Source organism: Staphylococcus sp. FSL W8-0271 (assembly GCF_038006605.1).
Taxonomy (GTDB): Bacteria; Bacillota; Bacilli; order Staphylococcales; family Staphylococcaceae; genus Staphylococcus; species Staphylococcus cohnii.
Genome location: NZ_JBBOVM010000001.1, coordinates 1,821,171 through 1,841,787, shown reverse-complemented (window position 1 = coordinate 1,841,787; position 20,617 = coordinate 1,821,171). Strand labels below are relative to the sequence as shown.

General features: G+C 30.9%; 17 protein-coding genes, 2 tRNA genes and 2 pseudogenes. 12 read left to right on the top strand and 9 right to left on the bottom strand.

Annotated features, from left to right (window positions below; genetic code table 11):
• Positions 1 to 191 precede the first annotated feature (191 nt).
• A complete protein-coding gene (locus tag NST87_RS08980) occupies positions 192 to 1,181 on the top strand; it encodes a lipoate--protein ligase (RefSeq protein ID WP_019469090.1) in 990 nt (329 codons plus the stop codon).
• Between the two features lie 78 nt (positions 1,182 to 1,259).
• Here the strand turns inward: NST87_RS08980 and NST87_RS08975 are convergent, their stop codons facing one another.
• Entirely contained in the window at positions 1,260 to 1,478 is a 219-nt protein-coding gene (locus NST87_RS08975; protein WP_019469091.1) for an IDEAL domain-containing protein, read from the bottom strand.
• A gap of 251 nt (positions 1,479 to 1,729) precedes the next feature.
• Here NST87_RS08975 and NST87_RS08970 point away from each other — a divergent pair, with 251 nt between their 5' ends.
• The 3 genes from NST87_RS08970 (at position 1,730) to NST87_RS08960 (ending at position 2,612) form a co-directional block, all read left to right on the top strand.
• Positions 1,730 to 2,293 (top strand): competence protein ComK, encoded by a 564-nt coding sequence (locus NST87_RS08970; protein WP_019469092.1) that lies wholly within the window; start codon positions 1,730 to 1,732, stop codon positions 2,291 to 2,293.
• A 153-nt stretch (positions 2,294 to 2,446) separates the two neighbouring features.
• Positions 2,447 to 2,521 (top strand) — tRNA-Asn (locus NST87_RS08965).
• Between the two features lie 2 nt (positions 2,522 to 2,523).
• A tRNA-Ser gene (locus tag NST87_RS08960) sits at positions 2,524 to 2,612 on the top strand.
• A gap of 82 nt (positions 2,613 to 2,694) precedes the next feature.
• Here the strand turns inward: NST87_RS08960 and NST87_RS08955 are convergent.
• Together NST87_RS08955 and NST87_RS08950 are read right to left on the bottom strand one after the other, a co-directional pair.
• Positions 2,695 to 2,971: pseudogene (locus NST87_RS08955) on the bottom strand (tyrosine-type recombinase/integrase); the annotation flags it as partial.
• An 835-nt stretch (positions 2,972 to 3,806) separates the two neighbouring features.
• Entirely contained in the window at positions 3,807 to 4,094 is a 288-nt protein-coding gene (locus NST87_RS08950; RefSeq protein WP_230620704.1) for a hypothetical protein, read from the bottom strand.
• Between the two features lie 150 nt (positions 4,095 to 4,244).
• Here NST87_RS08950 and NST87_RS08945 point away from each other — a divergent pair.
• Positions 4,245 to 4,433: pseudogene (locus NST87_RS08945) on the top strand (MazG-like family protein); the annotation flags it as partial.
• A gap of 329 nt (positions 4,434 to 4,762) precedes the next feature.
• Here the strand turns inward: NST87_RS08945 and NST87_RS08940 are convergent.
• Both NST87_RS08940 and NST87_RS08935 read right to left on the bottom strand, forming a co-directional pair.
• Complete coding sequence (locus NST87_RS08940; RefSeq protein ID WP_019469096.1) at positions 4,763 to 4,852, bottom strand: SAR1012 family small protein; 90 nt, start codon at positions 4,850 to 4,852, stop codon at positions 4,763 to 4,765.
• Between the two features lie 106 nt (positions 4,853 to 4,958).
• Entirely contained in the window at positions 4,959 to 5,171 is a 213-nt protein-coding gene (locus NST87_RS08935; protein WP_019469097.1) for a TM2 domain-containing protein, read from the bottom strand.
• Positions 5,172 to 5,347: 176 nt separating this feature from the next.
• Between NST87_RS08935 and NST87_RS08930 the strand changes: the two genes are divergently transcribed.
• Positions 5,348 to 5,899 carry a GNAT family N-acetyltransferase gene (locus NST87_RS08930; RefSeq protein ID WP_040030134.1) on the top strand — a complete coding sequence of 184 codons (552 nt, stop codon included), beginning with the start codon at positions 5,348 to 5,350 and terminating at the stop codon, positions 5,897 to 5,899.
• 88 nt (positions 5,900 to 5,987) lie between these two features.
• Here the strand turns inward: NST87_RS08930 and NST87_RS08925 are convergent, their stop codons facing one another.
• On the bottom strand, positions 5,988 to 6,926 hold the full coding sequence (locus NST87_RS08925; RefSeq protein ID WP_019469099.1) for a 1,4-dihydroxy-2-naphthoate polyprenyltransferase: 939 nt from the start codon (positions 6,924 to 6,926) through the stop codon (positions 5,988 to 5,990).
• 190 nt (positions 6,927 to 7,116) lie between these two features.
• On the opposite strand from NST87_RS08925, the gene NST87_RS08920 reads away from it, so the two are divergent.
• From NST87_RS08920 to NST87_RS08900, 5 genes are all read left to right on the top strand, one after another.
• Positions 7,117 to 8,469 carry an isochorismate synthase gene (locus tag NST87_RS08920; RefSeq protein ID WP_103211136.1) on the top strand — a complete coding sequence of 451 codons (1,353 nt, stop codon included), beginning with the start codon at positions 7,117 to 7,119 and terminating at the stop codon, positions 8,467 to 8,469.
• Entirely contained in the window at positions 8,462 to 10,144 is a 1,683-nt protein-coding gene (gene menD, locus NST87_RS08915; protein WP_340721601.1) for a 2-succinyl-5-enolpyruvyl-6-hydroxy-3-cyclohexene-1-carboxylic-acid synthase, read from the top strand. Before NST87_RS08920 ends, menD begins: the two co-directional genes overlap by 8 nt.
• Positions 10,131 to 10,940 carry a 2-succinyl-6-hydroxy-2,4-cyclohexadiene-1-carboxylate synthase gene (gene menH, locus NST87_RS08910; RefSeq protein WP_340721599.1) on the top strand — a complete coding sequence of 270 codons (810 nt, stop codon included), beginning with the start codon at positions 10,131 to 10,133 and terminating at the stop codon, positions 10,938 to 10,940. The genes menD and menH overlap by 14 nt, the downstream gene beginning before the upstream one ends.
• The gene (gene menB / locus NST87_RS08905; protein WP_019469103.1) at positions 10,933 to 11,751 is read left to right on the top strand and encodes a 1,4-dihydroxy-2-naphthoyl-CoA synthase; all 819 of its coding nucleotides are present in this window, start codon (positions 10,933 to 10,935) and stop codon (positions 11,749 to 11,751) included. Before menH ends, menB begins: the two co-directional genes overlap by 8 nt.
• A gap of 598 nt (positions 11,752 to 12,349) precedes the next feature.
• Positions 12,350 to 12,622: a MarR family winged helix-turn-helix transcriptional regulator gene (locus tag NST87_RS08900; protein ID WP_340721773.1), complete on the top strand. Its 273-nt coding sequence runs from the start codon at positions 12,350 to 12,352 to the stop codon at positions 12,620 to 12,622.
• A gap of 399 nt (positions 12,623 to 13,021) precedes the next feature.
• Here the strand turns inward: NST87_RS08900 and NST87_RS08895 are convergent, their stop codons facing one another.
• Together NST87_RS08895 and NST87_RS08890 are read right to left on the bottom strand one after the other, a co-directional pair.
• Complete coding sequence (locus tag NST87_RS08895) at positions 13,022 to 14,182, bottom strand: aminotransferase class I/II-fold pyridoxal phosphate-dependent enzyme (RefSeq protein WP_019469105.1); 1,161 nt, start codon at positions 14,180 to 14,182, stop codon at positions 13,022 to 13,024.
• A gap of 120 nt (positions 14,183 to 14,302) precedes the next feature.
• Positions 14,303 to 15,307 (bottom strand): acyltransferase family protein, encoded by a 1,005-nt coding sequence (locus NST87_RS08890; protein WP_103211134.1) that lies wholly within the window; start codon positions 15,305 to 15,307, stop codon positions 14,303 to 14,305.
• A gap of 204 nt (positions 15,308 to 15,511) precedes the next feature.
• On the opposite strand from NST87_RS08890, the gene NST87_RS08885 reads away from it, so the two are divergent.
• A complete protein-coding gene (locus tag NST87_RS08885) occupies positions 15,512 to 15,934 on the top strand; it encodes a MarR family transcriptional regulator (protein ID WP_019469107.1) in 423 nt (140 codons plus the stop codon).
• A 424-nt stretch (positions 15,935 to 16,358) separates the two neighbouring features.
• Here NST87_RS08885 and NST87_RS08880 read toward each other — a convergent pair whose 3' ends face one another.
• On the bottom strand, positions 16,359 to 20,564 hold the full coding sequence (locus NST87_RS08880) for a GW dipeptide domain-containing protein (RefSeq protein WP_340721598.1): 4,206 nt from the start codon (positions 20,562 to 20,564) through the stop codon (positions 16,359 to 16,361).
• Positions 20,565 to 20,617: the final 53 nt, after the last annotated feature.

Below are 20,617 nucleotides of genomic sequence, written 5' to 3'. Positions count from 1 at the left end.
TCCTCCCTAGAAATGCTAACTAGATAGTATTATACAAAAAAACGACAGACAAATAAACAAATAACCTTTAAATATACAGTTATCATTCTTTTTTTAGAAAAATTAGTATAAATCAGTTAAATGATTGGCTTTTTTAACAAAAATATTGCATAAATAAGGTAAGGGCAATAAGAGGAAAAGGAGTGCAGTAAATGAAATTTATTAGTAATAATGATATTACCGATCCAACTTTAAATTTGGCAATGGAAGAATATGTTTTAAAGCACATGCCGAATGACGATAGTTATTTTCTATTTTATGTCAATCGTCCTTCAATTATTATTGGTAAAAACCAGAATACGATTGAAGAAGTTAATCAACCTTATATTGATGAACATGGTATAGATGTAGTCAGACGTATTTCCGGTGGCGGTGCCGTGTATCATGATACAGGTAACCTTAATTTTAGTTTTATAACAGATGATGATGGCAATAGTTTTCATAATTTTAAAAAGTTCACTGAACCTATTGTAGAAGCATTGAAATCGCTTGGCTTAGATGCTGAAATGAGTGGTCGAAACGATATTCAAGTCGGTAAAGCAAAAATATCAGGCAATGCGATGGTCAAAGTAAAAGACAGAATGTTTAGCCATGGCACTTTAATGTTAAACAGTGAATTAAATGAAGTTCAAAATGCTTTGCGTGTGAACCCTGCAAAAATCAAATCAAAAGGCATTAAATCTGTGAGAAGTAGGGTGGCCAACATCTCAGAATTTTTAACTGAACCATTAGATATTGATACTTTTAAAGAAATTATTTTAAAAACAATATTTGGTGAGGCGACACAAGTTGAAGAATATAAACTTTCAGACGAGGATTGGGCCAACATAGAGCAATTGAGTAATGAAAAATATCGAACTTGGGAATGGAATTACGGTAGAAATCCTAAATATAATTTTGAACGAGAAGAAAAATTTGAAAAAGGTTTTGTTCAAATTAAATTGGATGTTAAAAAGGGAAGAATTGAACATGCTAAAATTTTCGGTGACTTCTTTGGGGTAGGAGATGTTACTGAATTAGAACATGCATTGGAAGGTACATTGCATGACTTTGATAGTATAGAAGAAGCTTTAGCAGATTATGATATTTACCATTATTTTGGAGATATTGATAGATATGAGTTAATCAGATTAATGTCTTAAATAAACAATATAAAAGGTCTATTCGCTAACTATAATTAATTAGTGAATAGACCTTATTTTAAATGAATTATGACTAAATTAACCAACGAGATATGCCTCCAAATTTTTGTATTCTTCTGTATAACGTTTGAAATCATTCTCGTTTTTATTTTTAAGCGCATGATCGATGAGATTTTCTAGTTGTTGTTTACGTACATTCCTTAATGATTCATCAATAATTAATTCAATACCTAAGTCATTAATTGTAGATACAAAAGACTCTAAAGTATTGTACTTTACATGTGTATTATGTTTCATTGTCAACACAACCCCTCTATCTATATTTAAAATATATTATACAAGGTTTTGATTTTTAAATCAACGAATATTCTGACTTTTCCGAAAAAATAAGTGTAAAACGAAACTTTCAATAATTAAAAAACAGAAAAAGATTCGTAACTAAAATTTAATTGTAGAATATATAGAAATTATTTTATAATATAAGTTGATTTTAAAATGGTGGTGGTATATTATTTGAGTATCACCAAAACTGTAAGGAGGTTACAACTATGATACAACCGTATATTATTAAAAAAGGTGATATGACATTACAGCCGTGCCATTTGCCTGTTGGCCAATATGAAGGAACACGAGTACTAAGATATAAAGAAGACGAAAGTACGATAAAAGAACGCACCCACAAAATCATTGATCGTTCTTGTAGATTTTATGGTAGTAGCTATGTTTTTAAAAAAGAGGACACTATTCGTATTACAGGCATTAGTAGCAAGCCCCCAATTTTATTTACTCCATTATTTCCCACTTATTTTTTCCCAACACATTCTGATAGAAAAACACAAAACACGTGGATTAATATCCATTATGTTCAAAGTATCAAATCACTAAAAGATAAAAAGTGTAGAGTGAACTTTGTTGATAATCAATCTATCGTTGTGAACATCTCAGCTCATAGTATGCAACATCAATATTTAAATGGTATTTATTACTATTATATGATGGATAGAGCAGCAAGAGTTGCCACTTTTGATCCAGAGTCTCCCATAGATTATACAAAACCGCAATTAAATATATATGAAGCACTCGCTAAGTATTCTTTATTTGAAAGTAAATAGTAAAGTTTATTAAAAATATTAATGTAAAAGTAGAATATGCGGAATATTATATTAATTTAGTGTAAATGTTCTGCATATTTTTTTGTGATATGACTTGAAAATTTGCTATTAATTGATATAATAATATTTGTGCTTGATTAGAGATACTATTTATCCACAGTAGCTCAGTGGTAGAGCTATCGGCTGTTAACCGATCGGTCGTAGGTTCGAGTCCTACCTGTGGAGCCATTGGAAACGTACTCAAGTTGGCTGAAGAGGCGCCCCTGCTAAGGGTGTAGGTCGCGAGAGCGGCGCGAGGGTTCGAATCCCTCCGTTTCCGTATACAAACCTTGATGTGACAGGGTTTCAAGAGAGTAAGTGTCAAATATGTGTCAAGAGAATAATTCTCTGACACGTTGACCTTACTCTTTTTTATGTTCTTCAAGTAAGTGAGAATACGTGTCTAATGTTTGTGAAATCGTAGCATGTCCTAAACGTTTACTAATATATTCGATTGGTATACCTTTAGAAAGCAAATAAGAAGTGTGAGTGTGTCTTAAAGAATAAGATGTGAACATTATCATCATCTAATCCTACTTTGCCTTTTGCATGCTTAAACGCTTTATTCACTGCTGTATGACTTACAGAGAACAATTTACCATCAAATCTTAAAGGTAACTTAGATAATTTAGATTTAATTATCTCCGTTTCCGTAAAAACATAAGTGTGCATCCAAGTGAATACTTTGGATAAAAAAGAACGTTGATATGTCAACGTTCTTTTTATTTTGTTAAAAATAAATAAAAGCCAATTTTATATTTTTTAGCCAACCGATGGACAATTTGACCACTTTAAAATTAATGTTGTCTGTTTGGTTATCCAATTAGAAATTTAGGGTTTTATCTAGCTTATTATCTTCATTTGATTTTAATTCTTCATATAAATGATTAAATACTCTCAAAGTAATTTCAATGTTTGTATAACCTAATCTTTTGTTAACATTTTGTATTGAAAATTCTTTACTAATTAACACGGCACAAAAGAATTTAAAAATCTACTAAGCGATAGGGGAGACGAATAAACATAAAATATTGCCAATTATGGCTATAAAAAGTTAATTACTTAGTACTTTAACTATTAATACGATGAATGCTATTGGAATTGCTATGGCAAATAGAATTGCAAGGATAGTAAGAATTACAAATAAAGTTGTAAACATATAGAAAACTCCTTCATAAAGTTGATAAGTTAAGTACAACATATTGAAGAGAGCATTTAAACAAACCTTACAAGACTGTCATTTCTTCTTGTGTGTAAAATATTCAATTATTCCTATAACAATGAATACAGGTAGAAAGATTAATAATGTATAAGTGATAAGGCTCATATTAGCACTCCTAATGAATTGGATGTTAATATATTTGAAGATTTTGAGTAGTGTAAGTTAAATGAAATGACAAAATTGTCACATAAGTTGGAGAGCAATTAAATATAGAAGATAGATAAAAAACCACCCAGTTAAGGATGGGGAATGTTACTTATTCGTAAGTAATTTGATACCACGAATGATGTTAAAAAGGAAGAAAATACCTGCAATTAGTAATAAAAATATTCCTATTCCGAATGAAACATTAGATATTACTTCTTGATTGTCAAAAGGTTTATCGAAGACTTCTCGAGAAAAGATGAAACCTACATTTGCTAAGAAAAAGAAAATATTAACCCAAATGTGATTAAATAATGCTTTTCTACCATGTGTAGAAGTTGGCTTTTCAGCTAATATCCAAACTAATATTGGAAATATAATTGGTGCGAAAAGCATACTAAAATAACTTAGTGCAGATAAAATATTTTGACTTTTGTTAGGTTGTTCCAATTTAATCGCCTCCAACACAATTAAAACATTTTAAAAAATAAATTTGAAGCAATATATAAAACCTAACGATATTGTTAGATATGGGATAACATTTAAATTGCTAACACATTAGATCAATTAGTAATACAAGTAGAACAATGGAGTGTAGATAAAAACCTACAAAATGGTAATTCAGATAGGCGAACATTAAATTACTATGAAGAGGCTGGTAATATCGGTGCAACATTATCACATAACAAAATGGAAGATTTAAAAGATGGTAAAGGTAATACAGTATCCTCGTTAAGTTGACGTAAGTAATGCGTTGATTTAAGGGGGGGTTATGTCCGGATAATTTTCGATAAATATGTAATGGGAATTATGCGACAACATAAGCAAATTTTAGAAATAGTAATTGCTTTTCAGTAAAAAATAAAAGTAAGTTTTACTTAATATTTTAGATATGAATAGGGAGTAAGCAGAAAGTTAATTCATTAATATATTGTATTGTTTTCCGTTCTTGCAAGATAGCTGATAATACACTTTTACCTGAACTTCAGCTCATGCATAAGCCCCACTAACTCATTTAATTGAGATAGTGGGGTTTTATTTTTCTTATATTTTATGTGCAAATTTTATTTTGTTTTTTTACTAATTAAATTTCTAATGCCTCTTACAATATAACCGACAATCAGTGTTCTAAAAACACGTTTTATAATATTCATAAACTTTTACCTCCTAATCGAAACTCATACATGCTTCATACATACCTTTACCCATTTATTATCAGAGTAATGAAAATATATGAAATTTTTATGCGGTAGCTTAAAACTATTTTCCGAAAGTGATGAGTCTGTTTTCATCTGCTTTGTTAAAGAAAATTGTTACGATACCACTAATGATAGCAATAATATAAGGAATACCAGTCCAGAAAAATATTAAGTGAATAATACCTTGTAGTAATTGATTTGAGTAAAATTTATGGATGCCACACCATCCTAAAAGAAATGCAAGCACGACGTAAATGACTTTGTTTACTTTCATGTGTATAATGTCCTTTCGTAATCTAGATTATTATTTTAATTATCTCTTAAATAGTGGATTTGAACAAACAAAACAATGTGACAAAATTTGAGTTATAAAGTTGTTATTACATCGAAATTTTAATTTGATTCATATATAATAGAATTAATAATTGCTATAAATAAAGGAGAAATTAAATGATTAGAAAAGCTAAACCTAGTGACAAAAAAGATATTGCAGAATTATGTTATATCATTTGGAGTCAATTAGATATCGATATGGTAAAAGAAGTGGAAAAGTTTCGTTTGCTAAAAATAATGGAACAAAGCATGGTAGATGTAAAATATAGAGGACATATAAGTAATGTATGGGTGTATGAAATTGATGGCAATGTAGCAGGATGTTTAATTGCATATCCAGGCAATAAGGAATTAGAACTGGAACAAGCTTGGCTAGACATGGATTTAGAAGCCGATATAAAATCCTATGGCACACCAATGCCTATGAAAGAGGCTAATGATGATGAATGGTATATTGAAACTGTAGCAACATTTCCGCATTACCGTGGAAATGGTGTAGCAACGAAATTGATCAAACATGTCATTGCGAACTACCCAGATGAAAAATGGAGTTTAAATTGTGATATAGATAATCTTACAGCATTACGCGTCTATGAAAAATTAGGTTTTGAAATTGCGAGTGAATTTGATCTATATGGTCATAAGCATTATCACTTAGTACATATTTAGTGTATATTTGTTAAAAATAAAAATCGTCCATCAAATGAATGAAGAACGATTTTATATATATAAGAATAAATCTTAAAATCAGTTGTTATTAAATACCACCTAATAGGGCACTTATATAGATACCTAATGCATAAAGGAAACCAAAAAATGTATTAGTTTTTCCTGTAGCAGCCATTGCAGGCATCATTGTTTCAGGTGTGTCGTTCTTTTTAAATCTTCTAACTGCTTTGATTGGCATTGGGAATGACAATAAGGCTAGCAAGAAGAAAATTGAACCACCAGGTTTAAAGAAAGTAATGTAGATAACGAGTAAATAAGCAACGATATACATCAGTGCTAAAAAGCGTACAGCATTATTTTTCCCTAATAAAATGGGTAATGTTTTTCGACCACTTGCCTTATCTTTGACCCAATCCCTGATATTATTGCCCATGTTGATAAGACCGATTGTGATTACGATTGGAATGCTAATCCATACCGCTAAACTTTGTACGTTACCAGTTTGGATAAAGAAGGCAATTAAAATAATTATCATACCCATAAATATTCCTGAGAATAGTTCACCAAAAGGTGTCCATGAAATCGGGAATGGTCCACCTGTATATAGGTAACCTACTGCCATGCATACTAAGCCAATAGGTAGTAACCAGAATGAACTTTGGGAAGCGATAAATATACCTAAAATTGCTGCGATAATATAAAATGTTATGGCTAAGTTCATGACTAATTTTGGACTCATGCCATTTCGCACAATTGCGCCACCGATACCTACTGAAGTATGGTCATCTAAGCCTTTTTTAAAATCATAGTATTCATTAAACATGTTTGTAGCCGCTTGGATAAGTAAACATGCCATTAGCATAGCAATGAATAAGCTAAGCTTTAGATGATCTTCACTACCTAGAAGGAATATTTTTGCAGTTGCAGTGCCTACTAAAACTGGAACTACTGCAGCAGTCAAAGTGTGCGGCCGCATTAGATGCCAGTATTTTCTGACTGTTGAATATTGTTGGTATTGAGATGCCATAATAATTTACCTCGAATTCTTTTAATATAATTAATTTTTATCAAATTAATTTTAATAGAAGAAGTTGTAAAGGTCAACTTACGTAAAAAATGTCTACATGAAATAAGCTGAAAAACGTACACAGATTGTGAAAAGTGGTACAATATTATAATGAGTGTAAACAGATAATGAAATGAAAGAAGTGAAATAGATGACTTTAGATGACAAGGAAAGTGAAATTGTCGAAGCGGTATACGAAAGTAACCAAACTTGGGTTTCTGTAGAAGCAAAATTAGATTATGAACTAGAACCTACATTATTATTTCATTTAACCGAAGATTGTGCAGGAGACCGTTTTTATTTCAAGAAAAATGACAACGAAACTTCATTCTTTGGCTATCATGCTATTACGAGATTTAAAAACGATTTTGAAAATAAACAATCCATTTTTCGTGAGTGGGAAAAGTATAAAAATGATATTGAGTTAATACATCCAAATTCTGAAAAACATCATTTGAAAATCTGTGGCGGTTTCCAATTTTCAACACACAAATCAGGTGATGAATGGCGCGAGTTTGGCATTAATCATTTTGTCTTGCCTGAAGTACTCGTCACGATGGAAGCGGGACAATCTTTTATAACGTATACTGTAGAAGCTGATAAGTTTGAGATGGACGCTTTCTTAGCAATTATTGATAAACTTACGCAAATGGACGTTCAACCTAATGATGAAATAGGGGAAATTAAAAGAATTGATGATATCTATAAAGACGAATGGCGTGACCTAGTTAAAGATACAATTGATATTTTAGACGAAAATAAAAAAATTGTACTTGCAAGAAAAAGACTTATTATGTTTGATAAAAACATTAACATTCCATATATATTAAATAGGGCAATGCAGGGTGAACATAATAGCTATTTATTTGTGCTTGAATCAAAGGACAGCGTGTTTTTCTCTCAGACCCCTGAGCAATTAATGGAAGTAAAAGATGATGTGCTATCAACTAAAGCAGTTGCAGGTACGATAAAAAGAACACATCGAGATGACATAGATAAGGCAAACATTGATGCATTTCTAAATGATAAAAAGAATTTAAATGAGCATCATTTTGTTGTGAAAAGCATATTAAATGATATTAAGCCTTATGTAGAGCAAATAGCGTTTAATAAAAAACCACAAATTTTAACGAACGATCATTTATATCATTTATATACAAAAATTGAGGGACGTTTAATCCAGAATTCATATATTGGATTATTGGATAATCTTCATCCTACACCAGCATTAGGTGGTTATCCTAAAGAAGAAGCTATTTCTTATATAGAAAACAATGAATTTGGTACTCGAGGCTTATATGGCGCTCCGGTAGGTTATATTGATATGTATGATAACTGTGAGTTCATCGTAGCGATTCGATCTATGTTAATTAAAAAAAATCAAGCTACTTTGTTTGCTGGGTGCGGTATTGTACAAAATTCTGACGCTGATAGTGAAGTAGAAGAAACTGCTGTTAAATTCAATCCGATGATGAAAGCTTTAGGAGTAGAGAAATATGAATAATTACACAGATGCTTTAACAAAACAAGTTTTTACATTAGTTTCAGAACTATATGCATATGGCATAAGAGAAGTGGTAATAAGTCCTGGTTCACGTTCAACGCCTTTAGCTATTGCTATAGAGGCACATCCTAAGCTAAAATCTTGGATTCATCCAGATGAACGTAGTGCTGCTTTTTTTGCAATGGGGTTAATGAAAGGCAGTGAAAGACCAGTTGCAATTTTATGTACATCAGGTACTGCGGCTGCCAATTATACACCTGCGATTGCAGAAAGTAATTTAAGTCATTTACCATTAGTCATTTTGACGAGTGATAGACCACATGAATTAAGGGAAATAGGTGCACCTCAAGCGATAAATCAAACAAATATGTTTGAGAATTATGTTCAATATCAATTTGATTTTCCAATAGCGGATGCTGATGAAGAGCAAGATTATTTGTTAGACACGATAAGTTTTCAAATGCAAAAAGCAAGTCAATATTTTTATGGGCCACATCGTGGACCCATACATTTGAATTTGCCATTTAGAGAGCCATTAACACCGAACCTAGAAAAAGTAGAATGGCTAAGTTCAGATAGCAAGATATTGCCACATTATCAAAAGACAGCAAGTTTGAATGAAATTAAAGCGATTATGCAAAAACGCAAGGGACTTATTGTTGTAGGTGATATGCAGCATCAAGATGTCGATCAAATACTTACTTTTGCTACGATTCATGACATGCCTATATTAGCAGACCCTTTGAGCCAATTACGTAAAGAACATCATCCTAATGTAGTGACAACTTATGATTTATTGTATAGATCAGGATTATCTATAAATGCTGATTTTATTATTCGCGTAGGTAAACCAGTGATTTCTAAAAAAGTAAATCAATGGTTAAAAGCCACAGAAGCGTTTCAAATATTAGTGCAAAATAATGATCAACCAGATGCATTTCCAAAGGTACCACATGTATCTTACGAAATGTCGGCCAATGATTTCTTTAGACAACTTTCTGAAATTCCTACTGTAGAACGCAAAAATTGGTTACAAAAATGGCAATCATTAGAGAAACAAGCACATATTAAAATCAAAGACCATTTGAGAACTGCTACAGATGAATCTGCTTTTGTAGCGAATGTATTAGATAAATTAACGAAAGAAGATGCGCTGTTTGTTAGCAATAGTATGCCAATCCGTGATGTCGATAATTTATTTGTAGATTGTGAAGCAGAGGTTTATGCTAATAGAGGAGCTAATGGCATAGATGGTGTTATTTCTACTGCGATAGGGATGGCGGCACATAAACGCGTAACATTATTAATAGGTGATTTAGCATTCTATCATGATATGAATGGTTTGCTCATGTCAAAACTAAATAATATCAACCTAAATATTATACTCATAAATAATGATGGTGGCGGAATTTTCTCTTTTCTACCACAAAAATCGGCAGCTGATATATATTTTGAAAGACTTTTTGGTACACCGACAGGATTAAACTTTGAACATGCTGCATTACTTTATGATTTTTCTTACAGACGTTTTGAAACAATTGAGACTTTTAAATATGCTGAACTATCAAAACTTGGTGCACATATATATGAAATCATTACAAACCGTGATGAGAATTTAAACCAACACCAAAATCTCTATTCGAAATTGAGTGATATTATCGATGTTACATTATAAATTTCATCAAGCTACAAATAATTCAAAAGATTTGCTCGTATTATTGCATGGATTTATAAGTGATCAATCGACATTCGATGAACATATCAAAACGTTCACAGATGAAATAAATGTACTAACTATTGACTTACCAGGCCATGGCCTTGATCAATCAAGTGAAAATCATACTTGGGATTTTGAATTTATTTGCCAATCATTAGATGATGCATTAACTTCATTTAAGTCATCATATCGTATTTTTTTACATGGTTATTCTATGGGTGGTAGAATTGCGTTATATTACGCACTCCATGGAACCCATCACTTAGATGGTTTAATATTGGAAAGTAGTTCACCAGGTATTGCAGATGAAGATGATCGCATAGAAAGAATACAAATTGATCAGGCGCGTGCAAAAGTTTTAGAAATAGCTGGATTAGAAATTTTTGTAAATGATTGGGAAAAATTACCTTTATTTCAAAGTCAGTATAGTTTAAGTACAGAAATAAAACAAAAAATTCGTCGAATGCGATTGCAACAAAACCCTATGCGATTAGCAAAAGCTTTAAGAGACTATGGCACTGGCCATATGCCTAATTTATGGCCAAAAATAGCAAACATTACAGTTCCAACGTGTATAATTGTAGGAAGTTTAGATGAAAAATTTATAAAAACTGCTTATAATATGTGCGATTTAATACCGGAGACGAGGTTATATGAAATTAATGGTAGTGGTCATACTGTACATGTGGAAGAAATGACAGAATTTGATAAAATAGTGTTAGGTTTTATTTTTAAGGAGGAGCAAAATGACTAGACAATGGGAAACAATTAAAGAATATAAAGAAATTAAGTATGAATTTTATAACGGCATAGCAAAAGTAACCATCAATAGACCTGAAGTTCGTAATGCATTTACACCAAACACAGTACAAGAAATGATAGATGCTTTTACAAGAGCTAGAGATGACCAACGTATTTCAGTTATTGTCTTAACAGGTGAAGGTGAAAAGGCATTCTGTTCAGGTGGAGACCAAAAAGTACGTGGCCATGGTGGTTATGTTGGTGATGACCAAATTCCTCGTCTTAATGTTTTGGATTTACAAAGACTTATACGTATTATTCCAAAACCAGTAATTGCGATGGTTAGAGGATATGCCATCGGTGGCGGAAACGTCTTGAATGTTGTTTGTGACTTAACAATCGCTGCAGATAATGCAATATTTGGTCAAACAGGACCAAAAGTAGGATCATTTGATGCTGGTTATGGTTCAGGATATTTAGCTCGCATTGTAGGACATAAAAAAGCACGTGAAATTTGGTATTTATGCCGTCAATATAATGCTAAAGAAGCTTTAGATATGGGCTTAGTAAATACCGTTGTACCTTTAGCAGATATAGAAGATGAAACAGTAAAATGGTGTGAAGAAATCATGCAACATTCTCCTACAGCATTAAGATTTTTAAAAGCGGCTATGAACGCTGATACTGACGGATTAGCAGGATTACAACAAATGGCTGGCGATGCTACGCTATTGTATTATACAACTGACGAAGCTAAAGAAGGTAGAGATGCGTTTAAAGAAAAACGTAATCCTGATTTTGACCAATTCCCTAAATTCCCATAAGTAAAATTGCTTAATAGCAATACAACAATAAATATAATGTGCTGTGACTATAAGTTATAAAGCTAAACTAAACAAAAACGCTAATTTCTATTAAATAATATAGAAATTAGCGTTTTTTTATTAATATTCGCTTTTTATGATTTTACATATAGTGACAGGTATTAAGAATAAAAAGCTTGTAAGCTTATAAATCCAATATTTATAGAATATTCATTTCACTAAGGAAAAAATTAAAATATAATATGAGAGTTCAGATTTTTAATTAATTATTAAAAATCAATTAAAAAACATGTAAAATGAGTGAAATTCGTTTTCAGAATATTCTATTGACTAATATTATTGATGTTAAAAGTTTTAAACATTTTATTATTATATTTGACACAAAATAAAATTTCTATTAATATAATAAAAAAGGACAGAGGAGAGTAATTGAATGGCACTATATAAAAATAAAGACCTTATGAAGGATATGTGTTTTCTGTATTATGTTTCTAGTAAAGAGATAGTAAATAAGTTTAATAAACACCTAAAGCAGTATGATATTAGCTTTCCTAATTATGTAGTGATGTTACATATAGAAAATTGAAATCCTGTATTTATAAAAACATTATGCAATCAGTTATATTTAGATTCTGGTACAATAAGCCCAATTATTAAAAGGCTCGAAAAAAAAGGATTAATTGAACGCATGAGAACAGAAGAAGACGAACGCAGAGTCAAAGTACAATTGACAAAAAAGGGAAATGGATTAAAAGAAAAATTTGAGCAAATTTCAGAAGAAGTTTTAAAACAGTTTAATATGAGTTCTGAAGATATAGATATATATTATAAGTTGATGAAAAAGTTCGCTGAAAAAAACATCTATCAATAAAATGTATATATCTGAAAAATAAATCATAGTATAAAAGAAGCCCATAAATGAATATTCTCTGAATTTCATTTACGAGCCTCTTTTATATCGTATTTCCTAAAATGTATATGCTTTTCGGGAAATTCACCTCTATTTAAATTATGTAGATATTTACCAGAAAAGTCCCTTTCAAATGCCTCATTACAACGAATCACTTTATATACATGAATTTGATTTATCACTGCAATGGTTGATTGTATGTTACAGTTTATCAATTTTTATGCTCTAGACTGATGTTGGATGTTAATGCGCATAAAAAATAATGTATATATTCAATTAGGTTTTTGGCTCAAATATTGAATACATATATAGGCATAGTTACCATTGATAAAAATATTTTAACTACAAATTAACATATTTTTATTCATAGTATTCTTTTATATAAAGCTCTAATCTTCTCATAGCCTCTTTTAAAGCATCGAGTTCATAGGCGTAGGAAATACGTACATGACCTTTACCGATATCTGTAAAAGCAGAACCTGGTACCATTGCAACATGTGCTTTTTCAAGTACATCTACGCAAAAATCAAAATCATTTTCAGTGAAATTTTCAATACTTGGAAAAATATAAAAAGCACCTTCTGGTTTAGCGTCGAGTTTAAAACCTAAAGTTTGAAGTTTTGTGATTAAAAAGTCTCGTCTTTCAATATATGCTTTATTCATATAGTGAGGCGCGTCTAATCCTTCGTTTAATGCTGCTATACAAGCAATTTGAGCAGGTACATTAGCACATATACAATTATAAGCATGCATATATGTTAACTTTTCAATTAAATATTCAGGACCTATTAAAAAACCAATACGAATACCGGTAGCAGAGTGTGATTTGCTTAATCCACTTACAAGCAACAATTGATTACGTATTGATTCAAATTCAGCGAAAGAAGTGTGTTTATTACTAAAAGTATTTTCTGCATAAATTTCATCACTAATGATAAAGATTTCTTCATTTTTTAACGCTTCTGTAAGTGCATGAACTTCATCATAAGTTAAAATGACACCGGTTGGGTTAGTCGGATAATTTAAAAGAATTGCTTTTGTTTTTGGTGATATATTTTGTTTGATTGCTTCAGGCGTTATTTTGAAATCTGATTTTGTAGTGTCGATATATACTGGGATTCCACCTAGTGTTTTAATTAATGGGATATAACCTGCATAAATAGGACCAGGAATCAATATTTCATCACCTGGGTTAATTATGCTTCTTAAGGCTGTGTCTAGTGCTTCACTAGCACCATTTGTAATAATGATTTCATCAGAACTATAATGAAAATCATAGCGCTGTTTAAAATAATGACTGACTGCATTACGTGTTTCAAGTAACCCTTTGTTATGGGAATATTTTGTTTGGTTTTCTTTTATTGCATTAATATATGCGTTTTTTACGACATCAGGCATAGGAAAATCTGGTTGTCCGATTGTTAAATTGATACAATCATCAATATCTTTAATTTTATTTGAAAATTGCCTAATACTTGGTGCCGTTAAATATTTAGAATTGTCGTTTAAAGATAACTTCATTGTTTTTCACCTCAAAATAAAAATACCGATCTGTAGATAAATAAGTATGATTAGCTTTTAATATCAAATTAATACTATCATAACATATTTGAATCAACTACAAATCGGTTGAATATTGTATTAATCTTTAAAGTTGGCAGGGGATTGTAAGTTTATGACTGGGTTGGTCCACTTAGATATAAATCTTGTTGATAATAGATATACAATAATACTTGTGAGTAAGATTAGATATATATATGTCATTATAGAAATCTGATCTTTAAATGGATAAATATCAAAACCACGAATAATCCCAATTACAATGCCGTGTAGTAAGTATACATACATAGTGCGACGTCCGATATATGTGAAAAATCTTTCTTTTTCAGGTACTAAATTAAGGAAAGAAAACATTGTAATTAAAATAATAAAGTATAATAGCAATCGTTTAATTGGACTATATAAATCTTGTTTACCTTCCAGTGACATATACGGTGAATCTCCTAAAAGCCAATCAGCGTTTATAGGATGTAAAGTATAAATGATATAAAAAAGGAGTAGAATGCTGACAGCGATTGGCATGAATTTTTTACTTCTTAATAAGCGTGTATGCTCACTAGTAAATAAATAACCTAAATAAAAAATAGGAAAGAACATGATTGTTCTTGAAAAACTTAAATAATTGTCGATATCATCTGAATAACCTGCAAATAAAGAAATAATGATGGATATTGGTAATACAAAATATGGTTTAAAATCTTTGACTATAACTAATATGACATGGAAGAAGAATAATGTAAGTAAAAACCATAATGCAAATACAGGGTCAAATGGATCAAATTTAACACTGTCTTCTTTTCCTGTGAAATAGTAGTAAAAGGTGAAAAAGCCAAAGAAAATAAAATAAGGTATCAATAACTTTTTTGAAACTTTTTCTAGATAACCAGCCTTGCCTGCTTTTTTAGCAAAATAACCTGAGATGAATAAAAAGCATGGCATATGGAAACTATATATAGTTAAATAAAGTGACGAAAGATATTGACTTTCTTCAGTATATGGTTGTAATAAATGACCAAATACAACAAGAAATATTAATATCATTCTCGCATTGTCAAAGAAATAATCTCTTTCTTTTATCTGTGTCATGTAGTTGCTCCTTTTTTAATGCTGGTAAAAATTTATAATCACTGTTACTAATTTATTATAAAACATATGACAAATGCAACAAAACCGACTGTTTTGTAGATTATTATTGTATATTATGAGGAATAACATTATAATATTAGAAAATAAAATAATAAATTTAAATGCTATTGAACATTTTAATTAAAGTAGTGGAGATGAAACAACATGTATAAACAACTAGAACAATTAATTACACTTACAAGTAATGATTTAAATTTAGTCAGTAGAAGGTTCGGTCAACGGACAGATTTAACTTCCGAACAGTTAGAAATGTTAAGAATTTTGTATCATTATAATGTGCTATCACAGTATGATTTAACAATGAAAATTAATAAAGAGCAGTCTATAGTGTCTAGGTGGATCAAAAAATTATGCCATATGGGCTATATTACTAGTAAACAGTCAAATAAAGATTTAAGGTGTAAGGATTTAATGATTACAGAAAAAACAAAAGCCCTTGTCCAGCAAATTAACGAGGTTAGGGTAGCTTTGATAGAAGCAAGATGTCAAAGTTTAACATCAAATGATATTGAAAATTTAAATTACTTATTAAACAAATTAAACAATCATCATAATTATATAAAATAGACGATAAACAATCGCTAAAATTTCTCGTAGAATTTTATAAAAATTAAAGTGACTGTAACAAAAATTTCATGATTAACACATAGAACTAATCCTTATGAATAAGGATTAGTTCTTTTTAACATTATAAAGCTCAAATAAATTAAAACGTTTGGAAACAGAAACGTAAAATTCATAATTAATAATTAAAAAAGAGTGTGCCTTACCAAAAAAGTTATTGTCATAGGCTTTTAAAGGTTCCTATGACAATTTGGAAAATGTGTGTTGTTATAAAATGAAAAAGACAATATGACTAATAAACAGAATCATAGGCTTTAGTTAGTAATAGAATTACTGAAATGCATATATTATATAAAAAATAAACCTTAGGTAAAATTTCACCTAAGGTTTATCTATATTTTTAAATATACATATTTATGGTTTCTTGTTATTTATATGTGTTTACATCAAAATATTTGCCTAATTTATTCATAGAATCATAGAACCCTTTAATACGTGTAGCATTATGAGATGCCCATGCTACATCAGTTGCATATTGATGAACACCTGGATTATCAGGATTCCAACGCATTTTATATAAAGTGTTTTGCCCTTGATTGATATATGAATTAGCGATGAATTTAGCGCCACCGACAATTGCTTTTTTAACAGTATCCCAACCATTATTTTTAGCGGTAGCAAAACCTTGTTTTACAGGATCTTTATCAACAGCTCCAATACCGAACATATTATAATATTTTTTAGCACCATTAGTAACAACTTTATTATTTACTACGTCGCCACCATTAGCAAGCTTAGAAGTTCCGTTTCCAGTTTCAAGCAGGGCATGGGAAACTAAGTAAACTTCATTGATGTTATAAGTTTTTGCAGCTTCACTAAATGCTTCACCTTGACCTTCTAATATACCTTTACCAACTAGTAATTTATCTAAATCAGTACCAGAAATATTTTGAGATTTATCTAGTCGTAAGAATTGGTATTTTTGGGTTGGATCTTTAGCAAGTTTACTACTATTCATAGCATTTTTAATCTCACTCGTTGTTGCATCTTCCCATTTTCCAGGTGTACGTTGAATTTGAGGTTTGAATTTCAAACCATGTTGTAACGCGACAGCCTGATCTAAAGTAAGATTAGATTTATAATATTTTACGAGCTCTTTACGCAAATCACTTTCTTTAATCCAAACAATTTTACCGTTTGATAACTTACCATGATACCAAGTTACACCATTAATGATTTGTTTTTCAAAAACAGTAAAGATGCTTTCATGGAAACCTTTTAATGATCCAGCTGATTTTGTAACGCTAGGATCCAAGTAATAATTACCATTTGCATTGTAAATAACATAGTCGAATTTTTGTGGTGTGATAGCTGATTGTGTTTGAGCTTTATTTAAATCTTTAGCTGAAATCCATCCAGTTTTATTATTTACATTTCCATATAGATATTCATCTTTATCAACAAACACAGATTTTGATGCGTTAAATTTACTATTTTTAATATTATTTTGAGTATCTAATTGTTGAGCTTTTGTACCCCATGGAATTGCATATAAACCATTGTTCGTTGCTTTTACAGTATATTGTCCACTTTTAGCTTTTGTTTTACTTAGGTCACGAGTATTTATATCTTTAGTGTTAACCCAACCAATAGGTGTATTTTGTTTGGTATTTTGAATTAACACATAAGTGTTATTACCTTGCGTACGTTGTTTAGTTACAGTATACGTACGACCAGCAAATTTCGATGCATTTTTACCTTTTTTATCATAAACAGTTGTTTTAATACCAGAATTATTTGTATTTAATTGTCCGATTTTACTAACAGATGTCGTAGCAGTAGCAGTAGCTTTTGTAACTGCTTCTTTAACAGTGATATCAGCTGTTTGCATCCAACCCAAGTTAGTATTTGTTTTATTATCTGTAATTAAATAAAATGAATTATTTCCTAATGTAGCTTTTTTACTTAATTTATAAGTTTTACCATTAACATAAGATTTTTGAACACCTTTTTTATCATATACAGATGTATAAACACCATGATTTGTCTTAGCCACTGTACCTTGTTGATTTGTAAGTGTATTGACAGTTAAATGATTATTTGTAGTAGGGGACGTAGCTGTTTTACTTGTCGAAGTTAATTTACTTAAGCTTACCCAACCAGATAAATTGTTTACTGTACCATAAACATAATTTGTTTTGCCAATTTGCTGTTGTTTTGATGCTTTGAATGTTTGACTAGAACTACCTGAAACTGTGCCTGCTTTTTGAGAACTAGTGCCCCAAGTTACAGTATAGATAACTTCATCTGGTTTGATTTTATAGGATTGGTTGTTTTTAACAACGGACTTAGCAGAGTTATAACTGACATCATTTTGATGTACCCATCCTATTAAATCACCTTTATTATAATCAGAAACTAAGTAAAAGTTTTTGTTTCCTAAAGTGGCCGATTTTGTAACTTTTAATGTTTGATTTGTTTTACTTGTTTTCTTACCATTTTGATCATAAACAGTGGTATATAAACCATCATTACTTGTATTTATACGACCAACACCGTTGTTAGTTGATACTGTTAATTTACCAGTATTAGTAGATGGTTTTGTAGTAGAACCAGAACCACTTGACTCGTTTTTGCTTCCACTTGTACTTCCAGATGAAGTGGTACCCCAAGCAGCAGCTTTACCTGTTTTAATTAAATATTTTTCATAAATTAAATCATAAAGTTCATCATAACTATAGTTATGGTTAGCTAAATAACCATGGGGATCGATATGGTCTGATCCACCTAAATAATTACTTACAGCTTTATGCGTCCAAACAGTTCCAACACCATCGTACTCAGCGCTGTCAGGAGCAAGTCCATAATATTGTAGGTTTGTAGCTGCATAGTCTGCATAGTTAGTGATTGAACGCGCAAATGAATCATAGTCGTGTGTATGGACTAATTCTACATGAATAAAGCGATCGTTTGCAGCTGGGCCAGCTCCCCATGCTAAGTAATCTGTATTAGCTGTTTCAATGATACGATTACCATCTACATAGGCATGTACAAATGCGCTATTATAATTATTTTTCATGTAATTAATTTCACCAGTAATTGTTGAATTATCGTTCGCAGTATCATGCATAACGATACCTTCAGGTTTACCATAACGATATTGGTATTTTGGTAAATAACTTGCAATATCTTGTTCATAATTAGGTGCTTTGAAGTTGTTTTTACGAATATAATTATTTATTGATGAATTTACTTTTGGCGTGTATTTAGGTAATGAACTTTTAGTTGTAGATTCTTTAGTGACAGCTGATCTGGTAGCTATAGTAGGAGTGCTAACTGATCTAGTCATTCTTAATTTTGGTGTTGCATCATTTTTATAAACTTGAACTGTTTTAGGTGAAGTATTTATATCTGAATCTAAAGTATTAACCTTTTCAGTTTGCGCTTCTTTGTCAGACTCATTTGTAGTAGTTGACTCGTTAGAACTTACCTCTGTATTAGAAGCCTCTGAATCTTTATCGATTTGAGCAACGTCAGTGTTGTCGTCTTTGTCTTCAGAGCTGTTAGAAGTATCATGATTTTTGTTTTCTTTATCAGAAGTTGATTCGTTAGAACTTATCTCTGTATTAGAAGCCTCTGAATCATCATCATTTTGAGTAACGTTAGCGTTAACGTCATTGTCTTCAGAGCTGTTAGAAGTATCATGATTTTTGTTTTCTTTATCAGAAGTTGATTCGTTAGAGCTTGCCTCTGTATTAGAAGTCTCTGAATCATCATCATTTTGAGTAACGTTAGTATTGTCGTCTTTGACTTCAGTCTTGTTAGAAGCATCATGATTTTCGTTTATTGCATCAGAAGTTGAATCGTCAGAGCTTACCTCTGTAATAGAGGCCGCTGAATCATCATCATTTTGAGTAACGTCAGTGTTAACGTCTTTATCTTCAGAGCTGTTAGAAGTATCATGATTTTTGTTTTCTTTATCAGAAGTTGATTCGTTAGAGCTTACCTCTGTATTAGAGGCCGCTGAATCATCATCATTTTGAGTAACGTTAGTGTTGTCGTCTGTATCTTCAGAACTGTTAGACGCAACCAGATTTTCATTTTCGGCATTAGAAGAAGGTGCCTCTGTATTAGAAACATCGGAATCATTATCGTTTTGAGCAACATTAACATTATCATCTGTAACACTAGAAACATCATTACTTTCATCTTGAGCACTTTCATTTTGAGCGTCAGTTGCTAATTGTTCAGTATGAGCCTCTGTGTAATTGTTGATGTCAGAATTATTTTGGTCTTCTTGATTTTGAGTAGGATATGTATTTTGACTTGATGTGTCTTTATTAAGTTCGTCTAACTGTGCATCATAATTTTCAGGTTCATCAGATTTAAGCTCTTGCACTTGACTTGGATCATTGTATGTTTGTGTTCCTGAAATATTTGTCGTTGGATTACTTACTTCAGATTTTATTTCTTCGCTTTGTTTTATGGTATTTTCATCATTTAACACATTTTTATTTGATTTCTGATCTTGTGTATTATCAGCTGCATGTGCATAATGGGTTGTCAAAGCTGTACCTGCTAACGTCAATGCAACTATTGAAGGTACCTTATAATTCAACTTTTTATTAGTCATTTAACTGCCCCTTTTATTATTAATATTTAATACCATTATAATACGAAGATAGT

What these genes read in the sequence shown, in the direction of transcription:
- NST87_RS08980 (WP_019469090.1), top strand. Translation starts at nt 192, where the DNA reads ATGAAATTTATTAGTAATAATGATATTACCGATCCAACTTTAAATTTG.
- NST87_RS08975 (WP_019469091.1), bottom strand. Translation starts at nt 1,478, where the DNA reads ATGAAACATAATACACATGTAAAGTACAATACTTTAGAGTCTTTTGTA.
- NST87_RS08970 (WP_019469092.1), top strand. Translation starts at nt 1,730, where the DNA reads ATGATACAACCGTATATTATTAAAAAAGGTGATATGACATTACAGCCG.
- NST87_RS08950 (WP_230620704.1), bottom strand. Translation starts at nt 4,094, where the DNA reads ATGCTTTTCGCACCAATTATATTTCCAATATTAGTTTGGATATTAGCT.
- NST87_RS08940 (WP_019469096.1), bottom strand. Translation starts at nt 4,852, where the DNA reads ATGAATATTATAAAACGTGTTTTTAGAACACTGATTGTCGGTTATATT.
- NST87_RS08935 (WP_019469097.1), bottom strand. Translation starts at nt 5,171, where the DNA reads ATGAAAGTAAACAAAGTCATTTACGTCGTGCTTGCATTTCTTTTAGGA.
- NST87_RS08930 (WP_040030134.1), top strand. Translation starts at nt 5,348, where the DNA reads ATGATTAGAAAAGCTAAACCTAGTGACAAAAAAGATATTGCAGAATTA.
- NST87_RS08925 (WP_019469099.1), bottom strand. Translation starts at nt 6,926, where the DNA reads ATGGCATCTCAATACCAACAATATTCAACAGTCAGAAAATACTGGCAT.
- NST87_RS08920 (WP_103211136.1), top strand. Translation starts at nt 7,117, where the DNA reads ATGACTTTAGATGACAAGGAAAGTGAAATTGTCGAAGCGGTATACGAA.
- menD (WP_340721601.1), top strand. Translation starts at nt 8,462, where the DNA reads ATGAATAATTACACAGATGCTTTAACAAAACAAGTTTTTACATTAGTT.
- menH (WP_340721599.1), top strand. Translation starts at nt 10,131, where the DNA reads ATGTTACATTATAAATTTCATCAAGCTACAAATAATTCAAAAGATTTG.
- menB (WP_019469103.1), top strand. Translation starts at nt 10,933, where the DNA reads ATGACTAGACAATGGGAAACAATTAAAGAATATAAAGAAATTAAGTAT.
- NST87_RS08895 (WP_019469105.1), bottom strand. Translation starts at nt 14,182, where the DNA reads ATGAAGTTATCTTTAAACGACAATTCTAAATATTTAACGGCACCAAGT.
- NST87_RS08890 (WP_103211134.1), bottom strand. Translation starts at nt 15,307, where the DNA reads ATGACACAGATAAAAGAAAGAGATTATTTCTTTGACAATGCGAGAATG.
- NST87_RS08885 (WP_019469107.1), top strand. Translation starts at nt 15,512, where the DNA reads ATGTATAAACAACTAGAACAATTAATTACACTTACAAGTAATGATTTA.
- NST87_RS08880 (WP_340721598.1), bottom strand. Translation starts at nt 20,564, where the DNA reads ATGACTAATAAAAAGTTGAATTATAAGGTACCTTCAATAGTTGCATTG.